At 72.1% G+C, this 20163-nt stretch carries 17 protein-coding genes and 1 pseudogene; 8 read left to right on the plus strand and 10 right to left on the minus strand.

Going from position 1 to position 20163, the window contains the following annotated elements; translation table 11 throughout:
* Positions 1–13: 13 nt before the first annotated feature.
* Positions 14–808, minus strand: coding sequence for a VOC family protein (locus tag JK361_RS30875; protein ID WP_201824449.1), 795 nt, complete (start codon positions 806–808; stop codon positions 14–16).
* A gap of 316 nt (positions 809–1124) precedes the next feature.
* On the opposite strand from JK361_RS30875, the gene JK361_RS30880 reads away from it, so the two are divergent.
* Genes JK361_RS30880 through JK361_RS30895 form a run of 4 tightly spaced genes read left to right on the plus strand, consistent with a single transcriptional unit; the run spans position 1125 to position 5534 of the window.
* Positions 1125–2567, plus strand: coding sequence for a family 2B encapsulin nanocompartment shell protein (locus JK361_RS30880; protein ID WP_201824451.1), 1443 nt, complete (start codon positions 1125–1127; stop codon positions 2565–2567).
* Positions 2568–2583: 16 nt separating this feature from the next.
* Positions 2584–3636 carry a family 2 encapsulin nanocompartment cargo protein terpene cyclase gene (locus JK361_RS30885; protein WP_201824453.1) on the plus strand — a complete coding sequence of 351 codons (1053 nt, stop codon included), beginning with the start codon at positions 2584–2586 and terminating at the stop codon, positions 3634–3636.
* Positions 3637–3694: 58 nt separating this feature from the next.
* Positions 3695–4573 (plus strand): geranyl diphosphate 2-C-methyltransferase, encoded by an 879-nt coding sequence (locus JK361_RS30890; RefSeq protein ID WP_201824455.1) that lies wholly within the window; start codon positions 3695–3697, stop codon positions 4571–4573.
* Positions 4574–4628: 55 nt separating this feature from the next.
* Positions 4629–5534, plus strand: coding sequence for an aminoglycoside phosphotransferase family protein (locus tag JK361_RS30895; protein ID WP_236053843.1), 906 nt, complete (start codon positions 4629–4631; stop codon positions 5532–5534).
* 60 nt (positions 5535–5594) lie between these two features.
* On the opposite strand, the gene JK361_RS30900 is transcribed toward JK361_RS30895, so the two are convergent.
* Positions 5595–6077 carry a VOC family protein gene (locus JK361_RS30900; RefSeq protein ID WP_201824457.1) on the minus strand — a complete coding sequence of 161 codons (483 nt, stop codon included), beginning with the start codon at positions 6075–6077 and terminating at the stop codon, positions 5595–5597.
* A gap of 134 nt (positions 6078–6211) precedes the next feature.
* Here JK361_RS30900 and JK361_RS30905 point away from each other — a divergent pair, with 134 nt between their 5' ends.
* Complete coding sequence (locus JK361_RS30905) at positions 6212–7408, plus strand: epoxide hydrolase family protein (protein WP_201824459.1); 1197 nt, start codon at positions 6212–6214, stop codon at positions 7406–7408.
* Between the two features lie 67 nt (positions 7409–7475).
* On the opposite strand, the gene JK361_RS30910 is transcribed toward JK361_RS30905, so the two are convergent.
* Positions 7476–7868: a helix-turn-helix domain-containing protein gene (locus JK361_RS30910; RefSeq protein ID WP_201824461.1), complete on the minus strand. Its 393-nt coding sequence runs from the start codon at positions 7866–7868 to the stop codon at positions 7476–7478.
* Between the two features lie 277 nt (positions 7869–8145).
* Here JK361_RS30910 and JK361_RS30915 point away from each other — a divergent pair, with 277 nt between their 5' ends.
* Complete coding sequence (locus JK361_RS30915) at positions 8146–9036, plus strand: RNA polymerase sigma factor SigF (protein ID WP_201824691.1); 891 nt, start codon at positions 8146–8148, stop codon at positions 9034–9036.
* A gap of 65 nt (positions 9037–9101) precedes the next feature.
* Here JK361_RS30915 and JK361_RS30920 read toward each other — a convergent pair whose 3' ends face one another.
* Both JK361_RS30920 and JK361_RS42705 read right to left on the minus strand, forming a co-directional pair.
* Positions 9102–9554 (minus strand): ATP-binding protein, encoded by a 453-nt coding sequence (locus JK361_RS30920; RefSeq protein ID WP_201824463.1) that lies wholly within the window; start codon positions 9552–9554, stop codon positions 9102–9104.
* A 940-nt stretch (positions 9555–10494) separates the two neighbouring features.
* Positions 10495–11817: pseudogene (locus tag JK361_RS42705) on the minus strand (DUF6777 domain-containing protein); the annotation flags it as partial.
* A 177-nt stretch (positions 11818–11994) separates the two neighbouring features.
* Between JK361_RS42705 and JK361_RS30930 the strand changes: the two are divergent.
* Positions 11995–13284: a streptophobe family protein gene (locus JK361_RS30930; RefSeq protein WP_201824467.1), complete on the plus strand. Its 1290-nt coding sequence runs from the start codon at positions 11995–11997 to the stop codon at positions 13282–13284.
* Here JK361_RS30930 and JK361_RS30935 read toward each other — a convergent pair.
* The 5 genes from JK361_RS30935 to mgrA form a co-directional block, all read right to left on the minus strand.
* Positions 13281–14291 carry a serine/threonine-protein kinase gene (locus JK361_RS30935; protein ID WP_201824469.1) on the minus strand — a complete coding sequence of 337 codons (1011 nt, stop codon included), beginning with the start codon at positions 14289–14291 and terminating at the stop codon, positions 13281–13283. The two genes, JK361_RS30930 and JK361_RS30935, sit on opposite strands and share 4 nt — an antisense overlap.
* Positions 14288–14836 (minus strand): SH3 domain-containing protein, encoded by a 549-nt coding sequence (locus JK361_RS30940; protein ID WP_201824471.1) that lies wholly within the window; start codon positions 14834–14836, stop codon positions 14288–14290. Before JK361_RS30940 ends, JK361_RS30935 begins: the two co-directional genes overlap by 4 nt.
* Positions 14837–14843: 7 nt before the next feature.
* Positions 14844–17183, minus strand: coding sequence for an FHA domain-containing protein (locus JK361_RS30945; RefSeq protein ID WP_201824478.1), 2340 nt, complete (start codon positions 17181–17183; stop codon positions 14844–14846).
* A gap of 59 nt (positions 17184–17242) precedes the next feature.
* Positions 17243–17653, minus strand: a complete 411-nt coding sequence (locus JK361_RS30950; RefSeq protein ID WP_201824480.1) for a hypothetical protein — start codon at positions 17651–17653, stop codon at positions 17243–17245.
* 402 nt (positions 17654–18055) lie between these two features.
* Complete coding sequence (gene mgrA, locus JK361_RS30955; RefSeq protein WP_201824487.1) at positions 18056–19048, minus strand: L-glyceraldehyde 3-phosphate reductase; 993 nt, start codon at positions 19046–19048, stop codon at positions 18056–18058.
* 112 nt (positions 19049–19160) lie between these two features.
* On the opposite strand from mgrA, the gene JK361_RS30960 reads away from it, so the two are divergent.
* A complete protein-coding gene (locus JK361_RS30960) occupies positions 19161–20087 on the plus strand; it encodes a LysR family transcriptional regulator (RefSeq protein WP_201824488.1) in 927 nt (308 codons plus the stop codon).
* Positions 20088–20163: the final 76 nt, after the last annotated feature.

Raw genomic sequence — 20163 nt, forward strand, 5'->3', positions numbered from 1 at the left:
GTTCCGGGACGGGTCACACGTCCTTGATCTTCGGCATCTCGCCCTCGGTGGTCGTGATGTCGATCACCGAGAAGTTCGCGCCCTGCGGATCGCTGAGCGCCGCGAACCGGCCGAAGGGACTGCTCATCGGCCCGAAGCGGAGGATCCCGCCGAGCTTGGTGGCCCGCTCGACGGCCGCGTCGCAGTCGTCGACGGTGAAGTAGACGTTGATGTACGACGGCACCTCGGGCGGGAAGTCGTCGGTCATCCGCATCCGGCCGAGGACCGTGTCCTCGCCGATGACGAACATCCGGAAGTCCACCGCGTCGTCCTCGATCTCCTTCATCCGGTACGGGAAGACGGCGGAGAGGAAGGCGTCCGCCTGCTCGGGCTCACGGGTGAACACCTCCGCCCAGCAGTAGGCACCGGGCGTGGCCGTCGCCTCGAAGCCCTCGTGGGTGCCCGCCTGCCACACCCCGAACACGGCTCCGCTGGGCTCCCGGGCCAGGCACATCGTGCCGAACCCGCCGACCTGCATCGGCTCCATCAGCACCTCGCCGCCGTTCTCCCGGACCTTGTCCGCGGTGGCCGCGGCGTCCGGCGAGGCGAAGTACAGGCACCACTGCGACTGGCCCTCCTGGCCGGGCATGGGCGGGACGACGGCCGCGACGGCCTTGCCGTCCGCGTAGGCCTGCGTGTAATTGCCGTACTCCGACGACGACTCGCCGAAGGTCCAGCCGAGAACGTCGCCGTAGAACCTCTTGGCTCCCTCGACGTCGCTGAACATCGCATCGGCCCAGCAGGGCGTTCCCTCGGGTTGCACAGCCATGGTCGGAGCCCTCTCGGTCAGCTGGATGGTCCCGCTACCTCACGCTAGCCATCCTGCGGTCGCGCCGCCCGTCGAACGCCGGGCTGCCGGAAACCCGGGCGCCCCAGGGCATGGAGGCGCAGCACCGGCGCGCGATCACGCCCCCTCCCGCCGAGCGCACTCAACGGCCTGTTTACGCGACGCAGTGATCGAAACCGCCCCTTTCACGCTGTACCCGGAGATCACGCGCCCTGTTTGGCTGGTCCGAGCGCACCGGCACCCTGCGCACCGCCGACCGATCCACATCACCCCTGTCCGCCTCTCCGCAGGAGGGAAAGTGTCCACTCCGGACATCGCCACCGGCTCCGCAGTCGACGAACCCGATCCCGGCCCCCCGGCACAAGCTCCGCTCACCAGCCTGAGCACGCGGGCGGCCCGCCAGCTCACCACCACCACCAAGTCCGAACCGCAGATGCAGGCCATCACCTCCCGGTGGCTGCTGAAGACCCTGCCGTGGGTGGACGTCAAGGGCGGCGCCTACCGGGTCAACCGGCGTCTGCAACTGCGCACCGGTCGCGGACGCGTGCACTTCGAGCAGAACGGCGCCGACGACATCCGGGTCATCCCCGAGACGCTGACCGAGCTGCCGATCCTGCGCGGCTATCCCGACATCGACGTCCTGCGGGAGATCGCCACCCGCTTCCAGCCGCGGGAGGTGCGCCCGGGCCAGGTGCTGTTCGAGGCGGGACAGCCGGTCACCGAGGCCTATCTCGTGGCACACGGACGCTTCACCCGCTACGCGAGCGGCAAGTACGGCGACGAGGAGATCATCGGTGTCGTCACGAGCGGCGACCAGATGGGCGACGAGGCGGTCGGCCAGAGCGATCCGCTGTGGCTGACCTCCGTCCGGGCGGAGACCGCCGGTGTGGTGCTGGCCCTGCCCTGGGCGGTCGTGGAGGAGTTCACGGGGCGCGTGCCGTCCCTCGCGGCCCACCTGACGGCGTACGTCGAGCGGCAGCACCGCCCCATGAACCGCAAGGGCGAGGCCGAGGTGCCCGTACAGGCCGGCCATGTCGGCGAGCCCACCCTGCCCGGCGGCTTCGTCGACTACGAACTCGCCCCGCGCGAGTACGAGTTGTCGCTGACCCAGACCGTGCTGCGGGTACACAGCCGGGTGGCCGACCTCTACAACGATCCGATGGACCAGACCGCACAGCAGCTGCGCCTGACCGTCGAGGAGATCCGTGAGCGGCAGGAATGGGAGCTGGTCAACAACCGGGAGTTCGGACTCCTGCACAACGTCGACTACGGCCAGCGGATCAGCACCTTCACGGGACCGCCGACACCGGACGACATGGACGAACTGCTGGCGATGCGGCGCAAGACGAAGGTCTTCCTCGCCCACCCGAAGGCGATCGCGGCCTTCTTCCGGCAGTGCAACAAGCGGGGCCTGGTGCCCGGCACGGCGAGCGTGGACGGTCACGAGGTGCCCGCCTGGCGGGGCGTGCCGATCTACCCGTGCAGCAAGATCCCGATCAGTGAGAACCACACCAGCAGCATCATCGCGCTGCGCACCGGCGAGGCCGACCAAGGGGTGATCGGTCTCTACCAGACCGGCATCCCCGAGGAGTACCAGCCGGGCCTGAACGTCCGCTTCATGGGCATCGACACCGCCGCGATCATCAACTATCTCGTCACGGCCTACTACTCGCTCGCCATCCTGGTCCCCGACGCGGCGGGGATCCTGGAGAACGTCCAGCTCGGGCGGACGGCCGAGTGACGGCCCGGAGCACCTCATGAGCGCACCGACCCACGCCTACCGGCTGCCCGGACCTCCCGACATCGCCCGGAGCATGCGCAGGGACCGGCGCACCGGGACGATTCCCGGACTGCGCCACCGGCCGGCCGTCCCCGCCGACCCGCAGAAGGCCGCCGAGGTCGACCGCCGGCTGGAGACCTGGGCCCGCGGTCTGGACCTGTTCCCGGAGGCGTGGAAGGGGGACTTCTCCGGCTTCCAGTTCGGCCGGGCCGTCGTGCTTCAGCATCCGGGCGCGCTCGACCTGGACCGCCTGACGGTCGCGGGCCAGCTGCTGCTCGCCGAGAACGTCGTCGACTCCTGCTACTGCGAGGAGGACGAGGGCCGGGGCGGCGAACGCCGTGGCCTGGGCGGGCGGCTCGTCATGGCCCAGTCGGCGATCGACCCCTACCACGGCATCCCGGAGCTGGAGGAGGAGTGGCGCGAGGGCGTACGGGCCGACGGTCCGCTGCGCTCGTACCACTTCGCCCTCGCGGACTACGCAGCCTTCGCCACCCCCAGCCAGACCGGCCGGTTCGTGCACGACATCGCCCGGCTGCACCTGGGCTACCTGGCCGAGGCCGCCTGGGCCGAGACCCGGTACGTGCCCCGGGTGTGGGAGTACCTGGTGATGCGGCAGTTCAACAACTTCCGGCCCTGTCTGTCGATCGTCGACGCGGTGGACGGCTACGAACTGCCCGAACAGGTCTACGACCGGCCCGAGATCCAGCGGATCACGGCCCTTGCCTGCAACGCCACCACCATCGTCAACGACCTGTACTCCTTCACCAAGGAGCTGGCCAGTGACCCGGCCCACCTCAACCTGCCGCAGGTGGTCGCCGCCAACGACCGCTGCGGGCTGAAGGCCGCCTATCTGAAGTCCGTGGAGATCCACAACCGGATCATGGAGGCCTTCGAGGAGGAGTCCGCCCTGCTGTCCGCCACCTCGCCCCTGGTGGAGCGCTACGCCGAGGGGCTCGCCGCCTGGGTGTCCGGCAACCACGAGTGGCACGCCACCAACACCCACCGCTACCACCTGCCCGACTACTGGTAACCGCACCCACCGCTTTCCCGGAACGAAACACCGTCACATGCGCACCAAGGAGTCACCGTTGACGACCGTGCCCGCCGCCCGGACCGCATCCGTTCCCGTGCCGGCCCAGTCCACGTACCAGAGCCGCGTGGCCGACTACTGGAACGCCGAGGAGAACCCGGTCAACCTCGAACTCGGCAAGATCGACGACCTGTATCACCATCACTACGGCATCGGGGCGGCCGACCGCACGGTGCTCGACGAGCCGGATGCCGCCCTGCGCCGGGACCGGGTGACCACCGAACTGCACCGGCTGGAGCACGCCCAGGCCGAGCTGCTCGCCTCCCACCTCGGGCCGCTCTCCCCCGCCGACCGGGTCTTCGACGCCGGCTGCGGGCGCGGCGGCGGCAGCGTGGTGGCACACCTGCGGTACGGCTGCCACGCCGACGGGGTCACCCTCTCGACGAAGCAGGCGGAGTTCGCCAACGAGCAGGCCCGCGCGCGGGGCATCGACGACAAGGTGCGCTACCACCACCGCAACATGCTCGACACCGGATTCGAGACCGGCGCGTACGCGGCGTCCTGGAACAACGAGTCCACCATGTACGTCGAGCTGGACCTGCTGTTCGCCGAGCACGCCCGGCTGCTGCGCCGCGGCGGACGCTACGTGGTGATCACCGGCTGCTACAACGACACCTACGGACAGGCCTCCCGCGAGGTGTCGCTGATCAACGCGCACTACATCTGCGACATCCATCCACGGTCGGAGTACTTCCGCGCGATGGCGAAGAACCGGCTGGTACCGGTCCATGTGGAAGACCTGACGGAGGCCACCATCCCGTACTGGGACCTGCGCAAGGACGCGGACCACCTGGTCACGGGCATCGAGGACACCTTCCTGTCCGCGTACCGCAACGGCAGCTTCCAGTACCTGCTCATCGTGGCCGACCGGGTCTGAGCCCGGCGTAAATTCCGTCGACAGCGCGGGCGTCGAGACGCTGGGATGGGCTGCGATGAGTGCCTTCGACAGTCAGCAGCCGCAGAGGATGCACCCGGACGAACTCGACCTCGACGCCCCGCTGGTCCATCGCCTGATCGCCCGCCGGTTCCCGCAGTGGGCCGCCCTGCCCGTACGGCGGCTCGCGTCCTCCGGGACCGAGAACGCCATGTTCCGCCTGGGCACCGGCCTGGTGGTACGGCTGCCCCGGCGCCCCGCCGCCGTACCGGACGTGACGCGCGAGCGGCACTGGCTGACCGTGCTCGCTCCGCTGCTGCCGGTGGCGGTGCCCGAACCGCTGGGGGTGGGCGAACCGAATGAGGAGTACCCGTGGCCCTGGGCCGTCTACCGCTGGCTTCCGGGCCGCAATCCGGTGGCGGGTGCCGTGGAGGAGCCGGAGCGGCTCGCCGAGGATCTCGGGGCGTTCGTGCGGGCGCTGCGCCGGATCCCCCGGCAGGACGGGCCGGCCGGTTACCGGGCCGGTCCGCTGGGGGGCCGGGACGAACCCACCCGCGCGGCCGTCGCCGAGCTGGCCGCGCGGGTCGACACCGACGCGGTCACGGCATGCTGGGAACAGGCCCTGCGGGCTCCGGAGCACACCGGCCCGGTCTGGGCCCACGGGGACCTGTCCCCCGGGAACGTGCTGGTCGACGGCGGACGGCTGAGTGCGGTGATCGACTTCGGCACCGCCGGGATCGGCGACCCCGCCGTGGATCTGATCGTGGCCTGGAACCTGCTGCCCGCGACCGCCCGGGACACCTTCCGCAGGGCCGTCGGCGCCGACGACGCGGAGTGGGCGCGCGGGCGGGGCTGGGCCCTGTCGGTCTCGCTGATCCAGCTGCCGTACTACTGGCACACCAACCCGGCCCTGGCGGAGAACTCCCGGCACGTGATCGCGGAGATCCTCGCCGAGACCGGCTGACGGCGACCACAACCGCAACCGCAATCGCAATCGCAATCGCAATCGCGGCCGGGTGGCGCGCTACTCGCCCGCGTACGCCTGTTCCAGCGCGGCGGCGTCCAGCTTGCCCATGCCCATCATGGCCCGGGTGGCCCGCGCGGCCTTCTCGGGATCCGGGTCCGCGATCATGTCGATCAGCCGGGCGTAGACGACCTGCCAGGAGACGCCGTACTTGTCCTTGAGCCAGCCGCAGGGCCCGGCCTCGCCGCCGTTCTCGGTGAGCTTCGTCCAGTAGTCGTCGATCTCCTGCTGGTCGGAGCAGAGGATCTGGAAGGAGACCGCCTCGTTGAACTTGAACTCGGGGCCTCCGTTGAGCGCGACGAACCTCTGCCCGTTGGCCGTGAAGTCCACGGTCAGCACGGAGCCGGCCGGGCCGGGCCCGGACTCCGTCCACCGGACGACGCGTCCGATGCCGGAGTTCTTGAAGACCGACACGTAGAAATGCGCGGCCTCCTCCGCCTGGCCGTCGAACCAGAGACACGTGGTGAATCCGTCGGTGGTCATGGAGCGCCTCCCGGGCGTGGAACTGGGGCGTGGAACACGGTCATGTGTGTCGACCGCTCCGCGGCGCGAAACTCATCGGTCCCGACGCCGTTTCATCCGAACGGGTGAGGCGTCTTCCGCCTAGCATCCGGATCATGACCTCAACGCCCGAAGAGAGCATCCGGCCCTTCCGCCTCTCGGTACCGCAGAGCGACCTCGACGACCTCCACGACCGCCTCGACCGCACCCGCTGGCCCGCCGAGCTGCCCGGCGCCGGCTGGGAGTACGGCGTCCCGGCCGGCTATCTGCGGGAGCTGGTCTCCTACTGGCGGCACGAGTACGACTGGCGCGCCGCGGAGGCGGGGCTGAACGCCTGGCCGCAGTTCACCACCACGATCGACGGAGCGCACATCCACTTCGCGCACCTGCGCTCCCCGGAGCCGGACGCCACCCCGCTGGTGCTGACCCACGGCTGGCCGGGGTCGCTCGTGGAGTTCCTGGACGTGGCCGGACCGCTCGCCGACCCGGCGGCGCACGGCGGCGACCCGGCCGACGCCTTCCACGTCGTCGTACCGACCATCCCCGGCTTCGGGCTCTCCGGGCCCACCACGGAGCCCGGCTGGGAGGCGGGCCGGGTCGCCGACGCCTGGGCGGAGCTGATGCGCCGGCTCGGCTACGAGCGGTTCGGCGTCCAGGGCGGCGACTGGGGCGCGGCGATCTCCAGGGAACTGGGCCGCGCGCACCCCGACCGGGTCATCGGCGTCCACCTCAACCTGCTGCCGGGCGCGCAGGCGGCCACCGAGCCGACCGAGGAGGAGCTGACCGGGCTCGGGCCCGAGGACCGGGAGCGGACGCTGCGGTCGTGGCGCGGCTGGGCCGAGTGGTCGCGGGAGGGCACCGGTTACGCCGTCCTCCAGTCCACCCGGCCGCACACCCTCGGCTACGCCCTGACGGACTCGCCGGTCGGCCAGCTCGCGTGGATCGTCGAGAAGTTCCGTGAGTGGAGCGACTGCGCCGAGCTGCCGGAGGAGGCCGTCGACCGGGACCGGTTGCTGACCAACGTGATGCTGTACTGGCTGACCGGTACGGCCGCCTCGTCCGCCCGCATCTACTACGAGCGGGCGCACGCCTCCGGCCGGGCCGCCCGCCCGGCCGAGCCGTCCACCGTGCCGACCGCGCTCGCCCTGTTCCCGGCCGAACCCCAGATCGCCCTGCGGCACAAGGCAGAGCGCACGGAGAACCTGGTGCGCTGGACGGAGTACGACCGTGGCGGGCACTTCGCGGCCATGGAGGAGCCGGACCTCCTGATCGGCGACGTGCGGGCGTTCTTCCGGCAACTGCGGCAGGGCTGAGCCCACGGGGGAGCTGCGAGGACCTGGTGTCCGGGCGTTCTCCGGGCGGCCGCGGGAGGCGCTCGTCTCAGGCGGCCAGGCAGAGCCCCTGGTACGGCCGGTGCGACACGGTGGCGGGCCGGCGCCGCTCGGCCGTGCGCCGGCTCAGCTCGCCGTGCGCCAGCGACAGCAGATCCCCGAGGCCCAGGCCGAGCGCGTGCGCGGCGGCGGCGAGGACCTCGGAGGACGCCTCCTTACGGCCCCGCTCGATCTCCGACAGGTAGGGCAGCGAGATCCGGGCCTCGTCGGCCACGTCCTTGAGGGTGCGCTCCTGCGCCTGCCGCTCGCGGCGCAGCACCTCGCCAACCAGGTCCCGCCACAGGGGCTCCCTGGGAGCGGGCTCGGGTTCCGGTGTGCGCGGGCGGGCGGGCGCCGGTCGCAGGGGGATCACTCGGGCTTCGTCGCTCATCGGGTGCGTCATCCCGTCAGCCTAGGAGCGCTGCGGTCCGGGACAAGGGCGCGGCTTTGCGCCCTGAGGGAAATTCCGGCACCGTACCGTTGATCCGAACGGCTGTTTCACGCCAGTGCGGCGCCGCGGGTGCATGCGCCGCGTCACGGGGGGTACTCGCGCGGTGAGCGGCTCCATGGGCGCATGACCCACCCACTATCGGGTACCCGGAGAGACGCATCATGCACAGGGATTCGGAGACAGAGGCCGTAGAGGCACCCGTCGCACCGTGACTTTCGTGGGAGAGGTAATGAACACCGCCGCCGAGATCCGGTCGGAAGCAGAGGTCGTCGAGCAGACCGAGCAGGACAGGACGGGCGAGGGATCACTGCCTGGTATCGCGGACCCGACGTCCGTCGCCCCGCGGGACGCGCGGGAGCTGTCCCGTCAGTTCTTCCGCCGGCTGGCCGAGCTGGAAGAGGGCACGCACGAGCACCAGTACGCGCGCAACACCCTCATTGAAATGAACATGTCGCTGGTGCGGTTCGCGGCCGGCCGGTTCCGGGGCCGTGGCGACGACATGGAGGACATCGTCCAGACCGGCATGATCGGCCTGATCAAGGCCATCGACCGGTTCGAACTCTCGCGCGAGGTCGAGTTCACCTCCTTCGCGCTGCCGTACATCGTCGGCGAGATCAAGCGCTTCTTCCGGGACACCACCTGGGCCGTCCATGTGCCCCGCCGGCTCCAGGAACTGCGGGTCGAGCTGGCCAAGGCGCGTGAGGAGCTGTCCAGCCGGCTGGACCGGGACCCGACGGTCGCCGAGCTGGCCACGTTGATGAACATCTCCGAGGACCAGGTGGTCGAGGCGCAGCTCGCCTCCAACGGCTACAACTCCGCCTCCCTGGATGCCGCGCTCACCGGTGACGGCCGCGAGGACGGCGAAGCGGTTCTCGCCGACTTCATCGGCGTGGAGGAGGAGGGGCTGCGGCTCGTCGAGGACTTCCACGCGCTCGCCCCGCTGATGGCGGAGCTGAGCGACCGTGACCGGCAGATCATCCACCTGCGTTTCGTGGAGGAGGCCACCCAGGCGGAGATCGGGGAGCGGCTCGGATGCTCCCAGATGCACGTCTCCCGGCTGATCAAGCGGATCATCACCCGGCTCCGGCAGGGGATGCTCGGCGAACTGGGCTGCGCCTGACACGGCACCGTCGGGGGGGCTCCCGTCCCGGGAGCGCCCCGACGATTCCGCGGGGCCGGCTTCGCTCAGTGGTTCAGGCGGAAGACCGCCCGCACCCGCTTGCCCACGGGGACGCGCTCCACGGTGACCTCCGCGGCCAGGGCGTGCACGATCTCCAGCCCGTGCCGTCCGACGCGCTGGGGGTCCCGTGGGTAACGGCGTGGCAGGGCGGTGCTGCTGTCGTACACGGACACCGCGACCGACGTGTCCGTGCCCTCCAGCTCCAGGATGTAGGGGCCGTCGCTGTGCTGGTCGGCGTTGGTGACCAGTTCGCTCACCATCAGCAGCAGTTCGCCGGCGGCCCGGCCGTCGGCGGTGGCGTACCACTCGGTCCGCAGTTGCTGGAGAAACCGGGACGCGAAGGCACGTGCCTCGGCGATGCATCCGGGTTCGCCGGTGTAGTGCGCCGCGCGTCGCAGCGGCTCCACGGGAACGTCGAAACCAGTCGGTATCACTGCCCCGCCCAGGTGCTCGGTCATGCTGTCTCTCTCGGAAAGCCCGGTCCGGCCGGTCGCTGTTGCACCAGTCCTCGTACCCCGAGCCCGGCCCGCCAGTCCACCGGATCCGTTCGCCGAGCGCGCACAGTGGTGAGGGTCACGGTGCCGGGCGCGGGGACCGAGAGCCGCGCGCCGCTCACGACCCCCCACCGCCAGGCTCCTGCTGCTGGCCGCCGCCCTGCTGCTGGCCACCGTCCTGCTGCTGGCCACCGTCCTGCTCCTGCTGCTGATCGGCGGTCTCCGCCGGCTGTTGTTCCGCAGTCCGCCGGGGCTGCTCGGAAGTCCGCTGGGGCGGCTGGGAGGTCCGCTGCGGCGGCTGAGAAGTGCGCTGGGGCTGCTCGGACGTCCGCTGTGGCCGCTGAGAAGTGCGCTGGGGCTGCTCGGACGTCCGCTGCGGCGGCTCGGAGGTCCGGCCCGGCCGGCCTGCGGTCCCGGAGGTCTGTGCGCCGGGTGCGGATTCCCGCGGGGAGCCCGCTGACGGCGCCGGCGCCCGGCTGGTGGGGGCCTCGGCCGACTGGGACGTCCTCGACTCCGACGGCGGCTTGGCCGACTCCGGCTTGGAGGACTCCGGCTTGGACGACTCCGACGGCGTCTTGGAGGACTCCGGCTTGGCCGACTCCGGCTTCGACGGCTTGGAGGGCTTGGCGGACTCCGACCTGGGCGACTCCTCCTTCGACGGCTTGGAGGGCTTGGCGGACTCCGGCTTGGACGACTCCTCCTTGGGGGGCTTCGAGGACTCCGACTTGGGCGACTCCTCCTTGGGGGGCTTCGAGGACTCCGGCTTGGCCGACTCCGGCTTCGACGGCTTGGAGGGCTTGGCGGACTCCGACTTGGACGACTCCTCCTTCGACGGCTTGGACGTCTCCGTCTTGGGCGACTCCCCCTTCGACGGCTTGGACGTCTCCGGCTTGGACGACTCTTCCTTGGAGGGCTTGGACGGCTCCCCCTTGGACGGCTTGGACGATCCCGGCTTCGACGACTCCGACGACGGCTCGGACGACTCCGGTTTCGACGACTCCGACGACGGCTTGGACGACCCCGGCTTGGGCGACCCCGGCGAGGACGGCGGGAGCCTGGAGGGTGATGTGGAAGGCATCGGCGGGAGCGTCCGGCCCGAGGTCGACGGGCACGGCTTCGACGAGGAGCCGGGCCGTCCGGTCGCGCCGGGAGCCACCGCGCACGGCGTCGGCTGGTTCCACGGTTCCGGGTGCTTGGGCGGCCTGACCCCGTGATCGCGGCGGCCCTGCTCGTCACCGCGGTGACGGCCCACCCACTCGTCGCGGTGCGGGTCGTAGATCACGAATACGGGCACCGGTGCCCGTGCCGGCGTCACCACGACGACGTTGCCGGGCCGGTACGCCGACCAGCTCTTGCCCACCACCTTGGGCGTGGTGCGCTGCGCGACGGGCGAGGTCAGCGGGTTGCCGCAGGCACAGCGCACGCGGGGCACACCGTGCCCGTCGACCATGACGGCGGTGCCGGCCTGGAGGACGGCCTGGTAGCTGGTGGCGGCGCCGTTCCGGAACCCGTGGTTGGTCACCCAGGTGTCCGTGCGCAGCTGCAAGGGCGTGAGCGAGCGCAGGAAGGACGGTACGTCGGCGGGCCGCACGCCGGCCGCCTCGGCGAACGCCCGGTTCTTGGCCGGGTCGGCCCGCAGGTACTTGATCTGCTTCTCGACGTCACAGCTCGCCGTCCGCCGGGTGCCGCCGTACAGGCCGGGCGCCCCGCCGGGCACCCCGCGGACCTGTTCGGCCCCGCCCGTCGTCCCGCCGGGGGTCGCGGTGGAAGCGGAAGGTGTCGGCGGGGCGGAGACCCGCCGCGCGGTCGTCTCCGTGAAGGGGTCCTGCCCCACACTGTTGACCGACTGGAGGAACACCTCGCCGCCCTTGGCGGATCCGCCCGGGCGGGTGAAGACCACCGCGAGGGCCACGGCGGCGGCGAGTGCCGCGGTGAGCGCCGCCAGGCGGGGCACCGACTGCCACCACGGCCGCTCCGGTCCCCCCGGCCCCACACCGCTCGACGGCGGCTGCGTGGGCGGCGGTCCGGACGGGGGCCGCGAAGAGCCCGACAGGGGGCCGGTGGGAGGGCCGCTGGGCTCACCGGAGGGAGCGCCGCCGGACCGGCCCGAGGGAGGACCGTCGGACCGGCCGGAGGAAGGGCCGTCGGACGGGGCTGAGGAAGGGTCGCCGGACCGGCCTGAGGGAGGGCCACTGGACCGGCCGGAGGACGGAGGTTCGTCGCTCACGAGCCCTCCTTCCCATCACCGTGTGCGGCATTCAAGAATGAACCTTCTTAAACCACTTTTGGTGCATTTGGCCGCACTTTGACCCCATTGTGTGTCGCAGCACCGCGTGACCCGCAAGCCGACGCGGACGGCCCACCCGGCGCGCGGGGCACGCGACCGCTGCTTAGCGTGGCAAGGGTGAGCCCTCCGACCGTCCCCGCGCGGCCCTCCGCCCGTCACGGCTGGGCGCAGGCCGTGGCCGCGGTGCTGACCGGGCTGGCCGTCATGGTCCTGGTGGCGGCGCTGGGGCTGTGGGCGGCCGGTGCCGCGGATCTGCCGGACGGCGCGTTCCCGCGTGTGGTGGCCGCGACCGTCGTCACGGCGGTCGGCGGCAGCGTGCGGCTCTCCGGCGACGCGGGCGTGTTCGCCCGGACCCAGGCCTCTCTCACCGTGCTCCCGCTGTCCGTGTCACTCGCCGGTGCCCTGGTGATCGGGTCCGGCTTCCTGCGCCCCCTGCGGCACCGGGCGGTCGCCTCGGCCGGGGAGCTGGCCGGCTGGGCGGCCCGGCTGGCGGTGCTGTGGCTGCCGGCGCTGATCGGTCTGGCCTTCGCGGCCCGGCAGACGTTCGCCGTGGACCTGGGCAGCGGCACCCTCGACGATCTGGCCGACCTGTTCGAGGCGGCGCCGAGGATCGGCTTCACCACGGACGTGCCGTCGACCGTGCTGTTCGGGCTGCTGTGGCTGGCCGGGGTGCTGCTGCTGGCCCTGCTGGTCGCGCGCGGGGCCCCGCTGCCGGGGCGCCTGCTGCGCCGCCAGGAGGCGGTACGACCCGCGGCCCACGCGATGATCGAACTGCTGCTGGCGTACGTCGTCATCGGCGTGGTCACCGCTCTGGTCACGGCCGTCACCAGGGGACATGTCGCCACGGTGTGCGCGCTGGTCCTGCTCGGCCTGCCCAATCTGGTGTGGCCGGCCCTCACCCTGGGTCTGGGGGCGACCTGGAACGGCCGGGTGGAGGGCCCGTTCGGCCTGCCGATGCCGCATGTACTCGACGCGATCCTGCGCACTCCGGACGTCTCGGCGCTCAACCTGCGTTCCCTCACCGAGTACGACGGCCGGATGTGGTGGCTGCTGGTCGCGGCCGTCGTCCTGCTGCTCGCCGTGGCCTTCCGGATGGCCGTGCGGTCACCGGCCCGGGTGCGGCTGTGGCAGCACGCCGTGCACCTGGCCGTCGCACTGGCGGCGACGGTGCTGATGATCTGCCTGACATGCCGTGTCTCCGCGCACTACGGGCTGTCCGTGTTCGGCATCGGCGACCTCGGGGGCGGGCTGGTCGGCGAGGTGCTCCTGCGGCCCCGGTTGTGGCAGGCGGTGGGGCTGGGTGCGCTGTGGGGACTGGTGGCCGGCTTCCTGGGTGGTCTGCTGGCCCGGCCGGTGCGCCGCGCGGGCCCCGTGGACACCTCTCGGTCGCGGCCGGGACCGGACTAGGGCCGGTCGGGACCGGAGCGGTCGCGGTCGGGGCCGAAGGCCGGCGCGGCCCAGTCCGGGGGCCGGGGAGGAGCGGGCCGGGCGGGCGTGGGGGCGTCCGGTTCCGGGTCGGTGCGCGGGGGCGCGGGTGCGGCGGTCAGGGCCGCGCGCAGGGCCGCGACGAAGGCGAGGCAGGTGTCGTGGCGGGCGTCCGGGCTCTTGGCCAGGGCGGTGGCGAAGACGGGGTCGACGGCCGGGGCGAGCCCGGGGCGTGCCTCGCTCGGCGGGGGCGGTTCGTCGTACTGGTGGGCCCACAGCAGGGCCATGTCGTCATCGCGCTGGAACGGGGGGCGGCCCGTGAGGGTCTCGTAGACGACGCAGGACAGGCCGTAGACGTCGCAGCGGCCGTCGACCGGGCGGCCGGAGATCTGTTCCGGGGAGACGTAGTCGAGGGTGCCGACGAACTGGCCGACACTGGTGAAACCGGTCAGGGACAGCGACTTCTTGGTGAGTCCGAAGTCGGTGAGGTACACGTACTCGGGGTGGTCGCTGTCGGTGCCCTCGGCGACCAGGATGTTGCCGGGCTTGACGTCCCGGTGCACCAGTCCGTGTTCGTGCGCGGCGTCCAGGGCCGATGCCACCTGGGCGGCGATCCGCACCGCGTCGGACGGCGGCAGCGGGCCGCGCACGTCGAGGAGGTGGCGCAGGTCGCTGCCGGAGACGTAGCGCATGGCGATGTAGAGCACTCCGTCGGTCTCGCCGGCCTCGAAGACGGGCACGATGTGCGGGTGGTCGAGCGAGGCGGCCACCTGGGACTCGTGGATGAAGCGCCGGCGGAAGGTGTCGTTGCGGGCCAGTTCCGGGGCGAGCAGTTTGAGGGCGACCGTGCGGCCCAGCCGCAGGTCGTGGGCGCGGTACACGACGGCCATCCCACCGCGGCCGATCTCGCTCTCGATGCGGTAGCCCGCCACCTGCCGGCCGATCAGTTCCGAGGGACGGCCGGAGAACAGACCGGTCCCGCTCCTCATCGGCGCTCACCCTCGGGCGCGACCAGCCGGGTGGGGGCGTGCCCGGTGTCCCCCGCACCGGTGACCGTCCGGTCGGTGGCGTAGGTGCTCAGCCGCCGTCCGTCGCCGTACAGCCACCGGCCCTCCTCCGGGTCGTACAGCCACATGGACTCGCCGTCGACCACGAGCCCGATCCTCAGGTCCCGGGTGCGGGCCTCGAAGTCCTCGCCGTCCAGGGCGCCGGACGCCAGCGCCTCCACGGCCGCCCGGTAGTCGGCCAGCGCCTGTTCGGCTCGGGCCAGCAGGGGCCGCGGGTCGGCGGTTCCCTCCGGGGCGCCGTCGGCGGCCGGCGGGTCGCCGGGTACGGCGACCAGGACGCGGCCGTCGACCCAGGCGGCCCAGCCGTTGGCGCAGCGGATGTACGCCCAGTCGCCGCGCCGATCCATGAGTTCCACCGGAAGCAGCGGGTCCAGGGGCACCGTGGGCCGCGCCGGGTCCGGGGTCTCCCAGGCGGGCATGCCGCGCGGCGGTACGACGTGGGTGGGCCGGAATCCGCGAGAGGTCATCGCCTGCCTACTTCCGCATCACGGCCGGCTCCTGCCGGCGCAGCAGCCGGGCGACCACCAGGCCGTAGAGCACGGACAGCACCAGCAGCATGGCCATGTCGAGCAGCCAGACGCCCGGCGTGTGCCGGAACAGGGGGTCGGCGGACAGGCTGCCCGGGACGAGCCGGGACAGGCCGACGGTGCCGGCCATGGCGCCCAGCGCCCAGCGGGAGGGCACGAGCCAGGACAGCTGCTCCAGGCCGGGCACTCCGTTCAGGGTGAGCAGGGCCCCGCAGAAGACGACCTGGACGATGGCGAGCAGCACCAGCAGCGGCATCGTCACCTCCTCCTTGCGCACCAGCGCGGAGACCAGCAGGCCGAGCATCATCGCCGTGAACGCCAGCAGGGCCACGGCCAGGGTGATCTCGGTGAGCGGTGGCAGCAGGACGCCCCGGCCGTCCGGGGCGCTGAGATCGACGCCGAGCAGGGCGACCAGGGTGAGCACGACGGCCTGGGCCACCGTGACCGTGCCGAGCACGATGATCTTGGACACCAGGTACCCGGACCTGGGCAGGCCGACGGCGCGTTCGCGCCGGTAGACGGCACGTTCCTTGACCAGTTCGCGCACGGCGTTGGCGGCGCCGGTGAGGACCGCGCCGACGCACAGGATGAGCAGCGCGTTCATCGCGGTGTCCCGGGTGAGCCGGCCGCCGGCCAGGGCCCGGGCCATGGCGCCCATCACGAACGGCAGGCCCACCATCACGATCAGGAAGGTGCGGTCGGCGCTCAGGACGGCCGTGTACCGGCGGACCAGGGTGGCGACCTGGGCGGCCCAGCGGCGCGGGCGGGGCGGCGGCACCGGGGGCACCGGAGCCGGGCCGGGGTGGTGCGGCTGGGCGGTGGCCTCGCTGACGTAGCGCTGGTGGAACCCCGAGTCGCGGTACTCCTTGCCCCAGTCGCGGTCCCGGTCCCGGTCGAACGCCTCGAAGGCTTCCGGCCAGTGCGCGAAGCCGAAGAAGGCGAGGGTGTCGCCGGGTGGCCCGTAGTAGGCGACCTTGCCGCCGGGGGCCAGGACGAGGAGCCGGTCGCAGATGTCCAGGCTGAGCACACTGTGCGTGACCACGACGACCGTGTGACCGTCGTCGGCGAGGCCGCGCAGCATGTGCATCACGGAGCGGTCCATGCCGGGGTCCAGGCCGGAGGTGGGCTCGTCCAGGAAGAGCAGCGAGGGCTTGGTGAGCAGTTCCAGGGCCACGCTGACCCGTTTGCGCTGCCCGCCGGAGAGGATGTGCACGGGCTGGTCGGTGCACTGTTCCAGGCCCAGTTCGCGGATGACCTCGGCGGCCCGGGCGCGCCGCTCGGCTGGGGCGGTGTCCTCGGGGAAGCGCAGTTCGGCGGCGTAGCCGAGGGCGGCGCGGACGGCGAGCTGCGGGTGCAGGATGTCGTCCTGCGGGACCAGGCCGATGCGCTGGCGCAGCTCGGCGTAGTCCCGGTACAGGTCCCGGCCGTCGTACAGGACGGTGCCGCGGTCGGCGGGCCGCTGGCCGGTGAGCGCGTTGAGCAGCGTCGACTTGCCCGCACCGCTCGGTCCGACCACCGCGAGCAGGCACTTCTCCCGCACCGGGAAGGACACGTTGTCCAGCAGGACCGTCCGGCCGCCGTCGGCGGTGACGGTGAGGTCCTGGACGTCGAGGCAGATCTCGCCGGTGTCGACGTACTCCTGGAGTTCGTCGCCGACCAGGCAGAACGCGGAGTGCCCGATGCCGATGATGTCGCCGGGGCCGACGGGGGCCACGGTGACGGGCCGGCCGTTGAGGTAGGTGCCGTTGTGGCTGCCGAGGTCGGCGATCTCGTAGGTGCCGTCATCGTGGGTGCGCAGTTCGGCGTGGCTGCGGGAGACGACCAGGTCGTCCACGACGAGGTCGTTGTCGGGGTCGCGGCCGATCCGGACGGTCCGTGCGGGCAGCGGGCGGACGCTGGCGGGCCTGCGGAAGGTGCCGGTCAGTGCGGGCTGGGAGACGGCGGCGGGGCGGTCCGGGTCGGGTTCCGGGGCGTCGGCCAGGACGGCGCGGGGGCCGTCGGCGGGGTTGCCGAAGCGGATCACGCTCCCGGGCCGGACCTCGTGCTCCTGGATCCTGTGTCCGTCGGTGTAGGTGCCGTTGGTGCTGTCCCGGTCCACCACGGTCCAGTGGCCGTCGTCGCAGCGCAGGACGGCGTGGTGCCACGAGACCCGGACGTCGTCGAGGACGATGTCGCTCAGCGGGTCGCGTCCGATGAGGTAGTCGTGGCTCGGAGTCATCACCGTGGCGCCCGTCTCGGTCTCGAAAACGAGTTCGGGCGCAGTCGGTATGACCGGCCGCTCAGCCATGCGGGAAATTCTACCGATTCGGGTACATGTGTGCCCCGTCCGACAGCCGGGGCCGCCGGTCAGGCGACGGGTACGACGAGCACCGGGACGGTCCGCTGCATGCGCAGGGCGTCGATGGACTCCGCGAGCAGCTCGTACTCGGTGGTGTCGTCGCCGATCGCGATCCGCACCAGCCTTCCCGCGGCCAACTCGTCGGCGACCAGTTCCTGTTGACCGGGGTCGCCGCACCAGGCGCGCAGCACGGCCGGTACGTCGGGAACGGTGTCGGCGACCGGGACGAGCGAGCTGGGCGGGAAGTGTGCGGCCTCGGGTTGCGGGTCGAGGCGGTCGGCGATCCAGCTCGCCCGGTCGCGCAGCCACCACAGGGCGAGGGCGAGGGTGGGGGCGCGGTAGGTGCCGAGGGGCACTCCGATGCGCTGTCCGCCGCAGGTGCCGTACGCGGTGACATGGCACAGGAATTCGTCGTGCATGCGCACTCCCCCGTCGCGTCGTTCGCCTGCCTTCCGGCCTCGCTTTCGGTGCGGCTCGTGTGCGGTGCGTGATCGGAACCTCGCTGGAAGTGAAGCCCTCACTGTCGAGTATGTTCACTACTGAACCACTGTCACCATGTCTTTCCGGCCAGTCTCTTGGCATATTCAGGGCGACGGTTGGCCGAAATGCTGCGACCGGGGGCATGACCTCGGGACGACCGGAGCGCGGGACCGTGACGGCCCCGCTTCGGCGGCGTCTCCGGCGAGAACCGCGGCACCGGTCTCCCGGTGACCCGCCGGGGCCGGGGCCGCCCGGTGCACCGGGCATCAGCCGTTCGGCGCACCGGACCCGCGCGGCCGGTCCGCGGGCGGCGGCCCCGGCGAGGGAGGTGGGCGTCCGTCCTACGGCTTGACGATCGCTTCGATCCGCGCCAGCTCGCCGGCGTCGAAGTCCAGGTTGCGGATGGCCGCCACACTGTCCTCGATCTGCCGCGCGCTGCTCGCGCCGACCAGGGCGGACGTCACCCGGCCGCCGCGCAGCACCCAGGCCAGGGCCAGCTGGGCGAGGGTCTGGCCGCGGGACTTGGCGATCTCGTCGAGCGCGCGCAGCCGGGCGACCAGGTCCTCGGTGACCGCGACCGAGTTCAGGAACGGGCTGTCGCTCGCGGCCCGGCTGCCCTCGGGGATGCCGTCGAGGTAGCGGCCGGTGAGCAGGCCCTGCTCCAGCGGCGAGTACACGATGGAGCCCACCTGGAGTTCGTCCAGGGTGTCGAGCAGGCCCTCGTCCTCGGGGCGGCGGTCCAGCATCGAGTAGCGCGGCTGGTGGATCAGGAGCGGGGTGCCGAGGCCGGCGAGGATACGGGCGGCCTCACGGGTCTGCTCGGCGGAGTAGTTGGAGACGCCGACGTAGCGGGCCTTGCCCTGCTGCACCGCCGTGTGCAGGGCGCCCATCGTCTCCTCGAGCGGGGTGTCGGGGTCGTGGCGGTGCGAGTAGAAGATGTCGACGTGGTCGAGGCCCATCCGCGCGAGGCTCTGGTCCAGCGAGGACAGCAGGTGCTTGCGCGAGCCCCACTCGCCGTACGGACCGGGCCACATCAGATAGCCGGCCTTGGTGGAGATCACCAGCTCGTCGCGGTAGCGGGCGAGGTCCGCCCGCAGTGCCTCGCCGAAGGCGGACTCGGCGGCGCCGGGCGGCGGCCCGTAGTTGTTGGCGAGGTCGAAGTGGGTCACGCCGAGGTCGAAGGCGCGGCGCAGGATGGCCCGCTGGGTCTCCACGGGCCGGTCGGGCCCGAAGTTGTGCCACAGGCCGAGCGACAGGGCGGGGAGCTTGAGGCCGCTGCGGCCGGTGCGCCGGTAGGGCATGTCGGCGTAGCGGTCGGGGTGTGCGGTGTACAACGCGACTCCAGAGGGGTGGGCACACGGTCTACCGGTGACCACTCTTCCCTCGACCACGGACAGTGGTCCAACAGGAGAATCCGATGGAATTCAGCGGCTAGGCTTCTCAATCATGGAATTGCGCCATCTCCAGCACTTCGTCGCGGTCGCCGAGGACCAGCATTTCACCCGGGCCGCCGAACGCCTGATGGTGTCCCAGTCGGGCCTGTCGGCGTCCATCCGGGCTCTGGAGCGGGAGCTGCGGGCACCCCTGTTCGTGCGGACCACCCGCCGGGTGACGCTCACCGAGGCGGGGCGGGCGCTGCTGGCGGAGGCCGAGCGGATCCTCGCCCAGGTACGGGCGGCGCACGAGGCCGTGGCGGCGGTGCAGGGCGTGCTGCGCGGCACGCTCGCCCTCGGCACCGAGCAGTGCATCGCCGGGGTGCACGTGGCCCGGCTGCTGGCCGCGTTCCGGGGACGGCACCCGGACGTGGAGATCCGGCTGCGGCAGACCGGCTCCGGCGCGCTGGCGGAGGAGGTCGCGGCCGGACGCCTCGACCTGGCCTTCGCCTACCGCACCCAGGCCGACACCGACCAGCTGCGGTCGGTGTCGCTGACCAGCGAGCCGATGACCGTGCTGTGCCACCCGAGCCACCGCCTCGCCACGGCTCCGGCCGTGCTCGGCCCGGACGACCTGGCGGGTGAGGTGTTCGTCGACTTCCACCCCGACTGGGGGCCGCGCCGCGCCACCGACGCCGCGTTCGCCGCGACCGGTGTGCGGCGCACGGTAGCGCTGGAGGTCAACGACGTGCACAGTCTGCTGGACCTGGTGGACGAGAACCTCGGGATCGCCGTCGTACCGCGGCACTTCCGGCACAAGCGGCCGTCGCTCACCGCGGTGCCGCTGAAGGGTGTGGGCGGGACGGAGTACGAGACGGTGGCCCTGCTGCCGCCGGACCGCGCCACCAGCCCGGCCGCCCGGGCGCTCGTCACCCTCCTGGAAACCGGGGGCGGGGCGGGGGACCAGGCACCACCCCGGGACGGGCTCCAGTACGGCTGACCGGGCCGGACGCGGCCGGACCTCGGCAGAAGCCGGATTCCGGACGCGTGGGCGGCGGCGGTTTGCGATGGTGGAC

The organism is Streptomyces musisoli (assembly GCF_016741855.1).
GTDB classification, from domain to species: Bacteria; Actinomycetota; Actinomycetes; order Streptomycetales; family Streptomycetaceae; genus Streptomyces; species Streptomyces musisoli.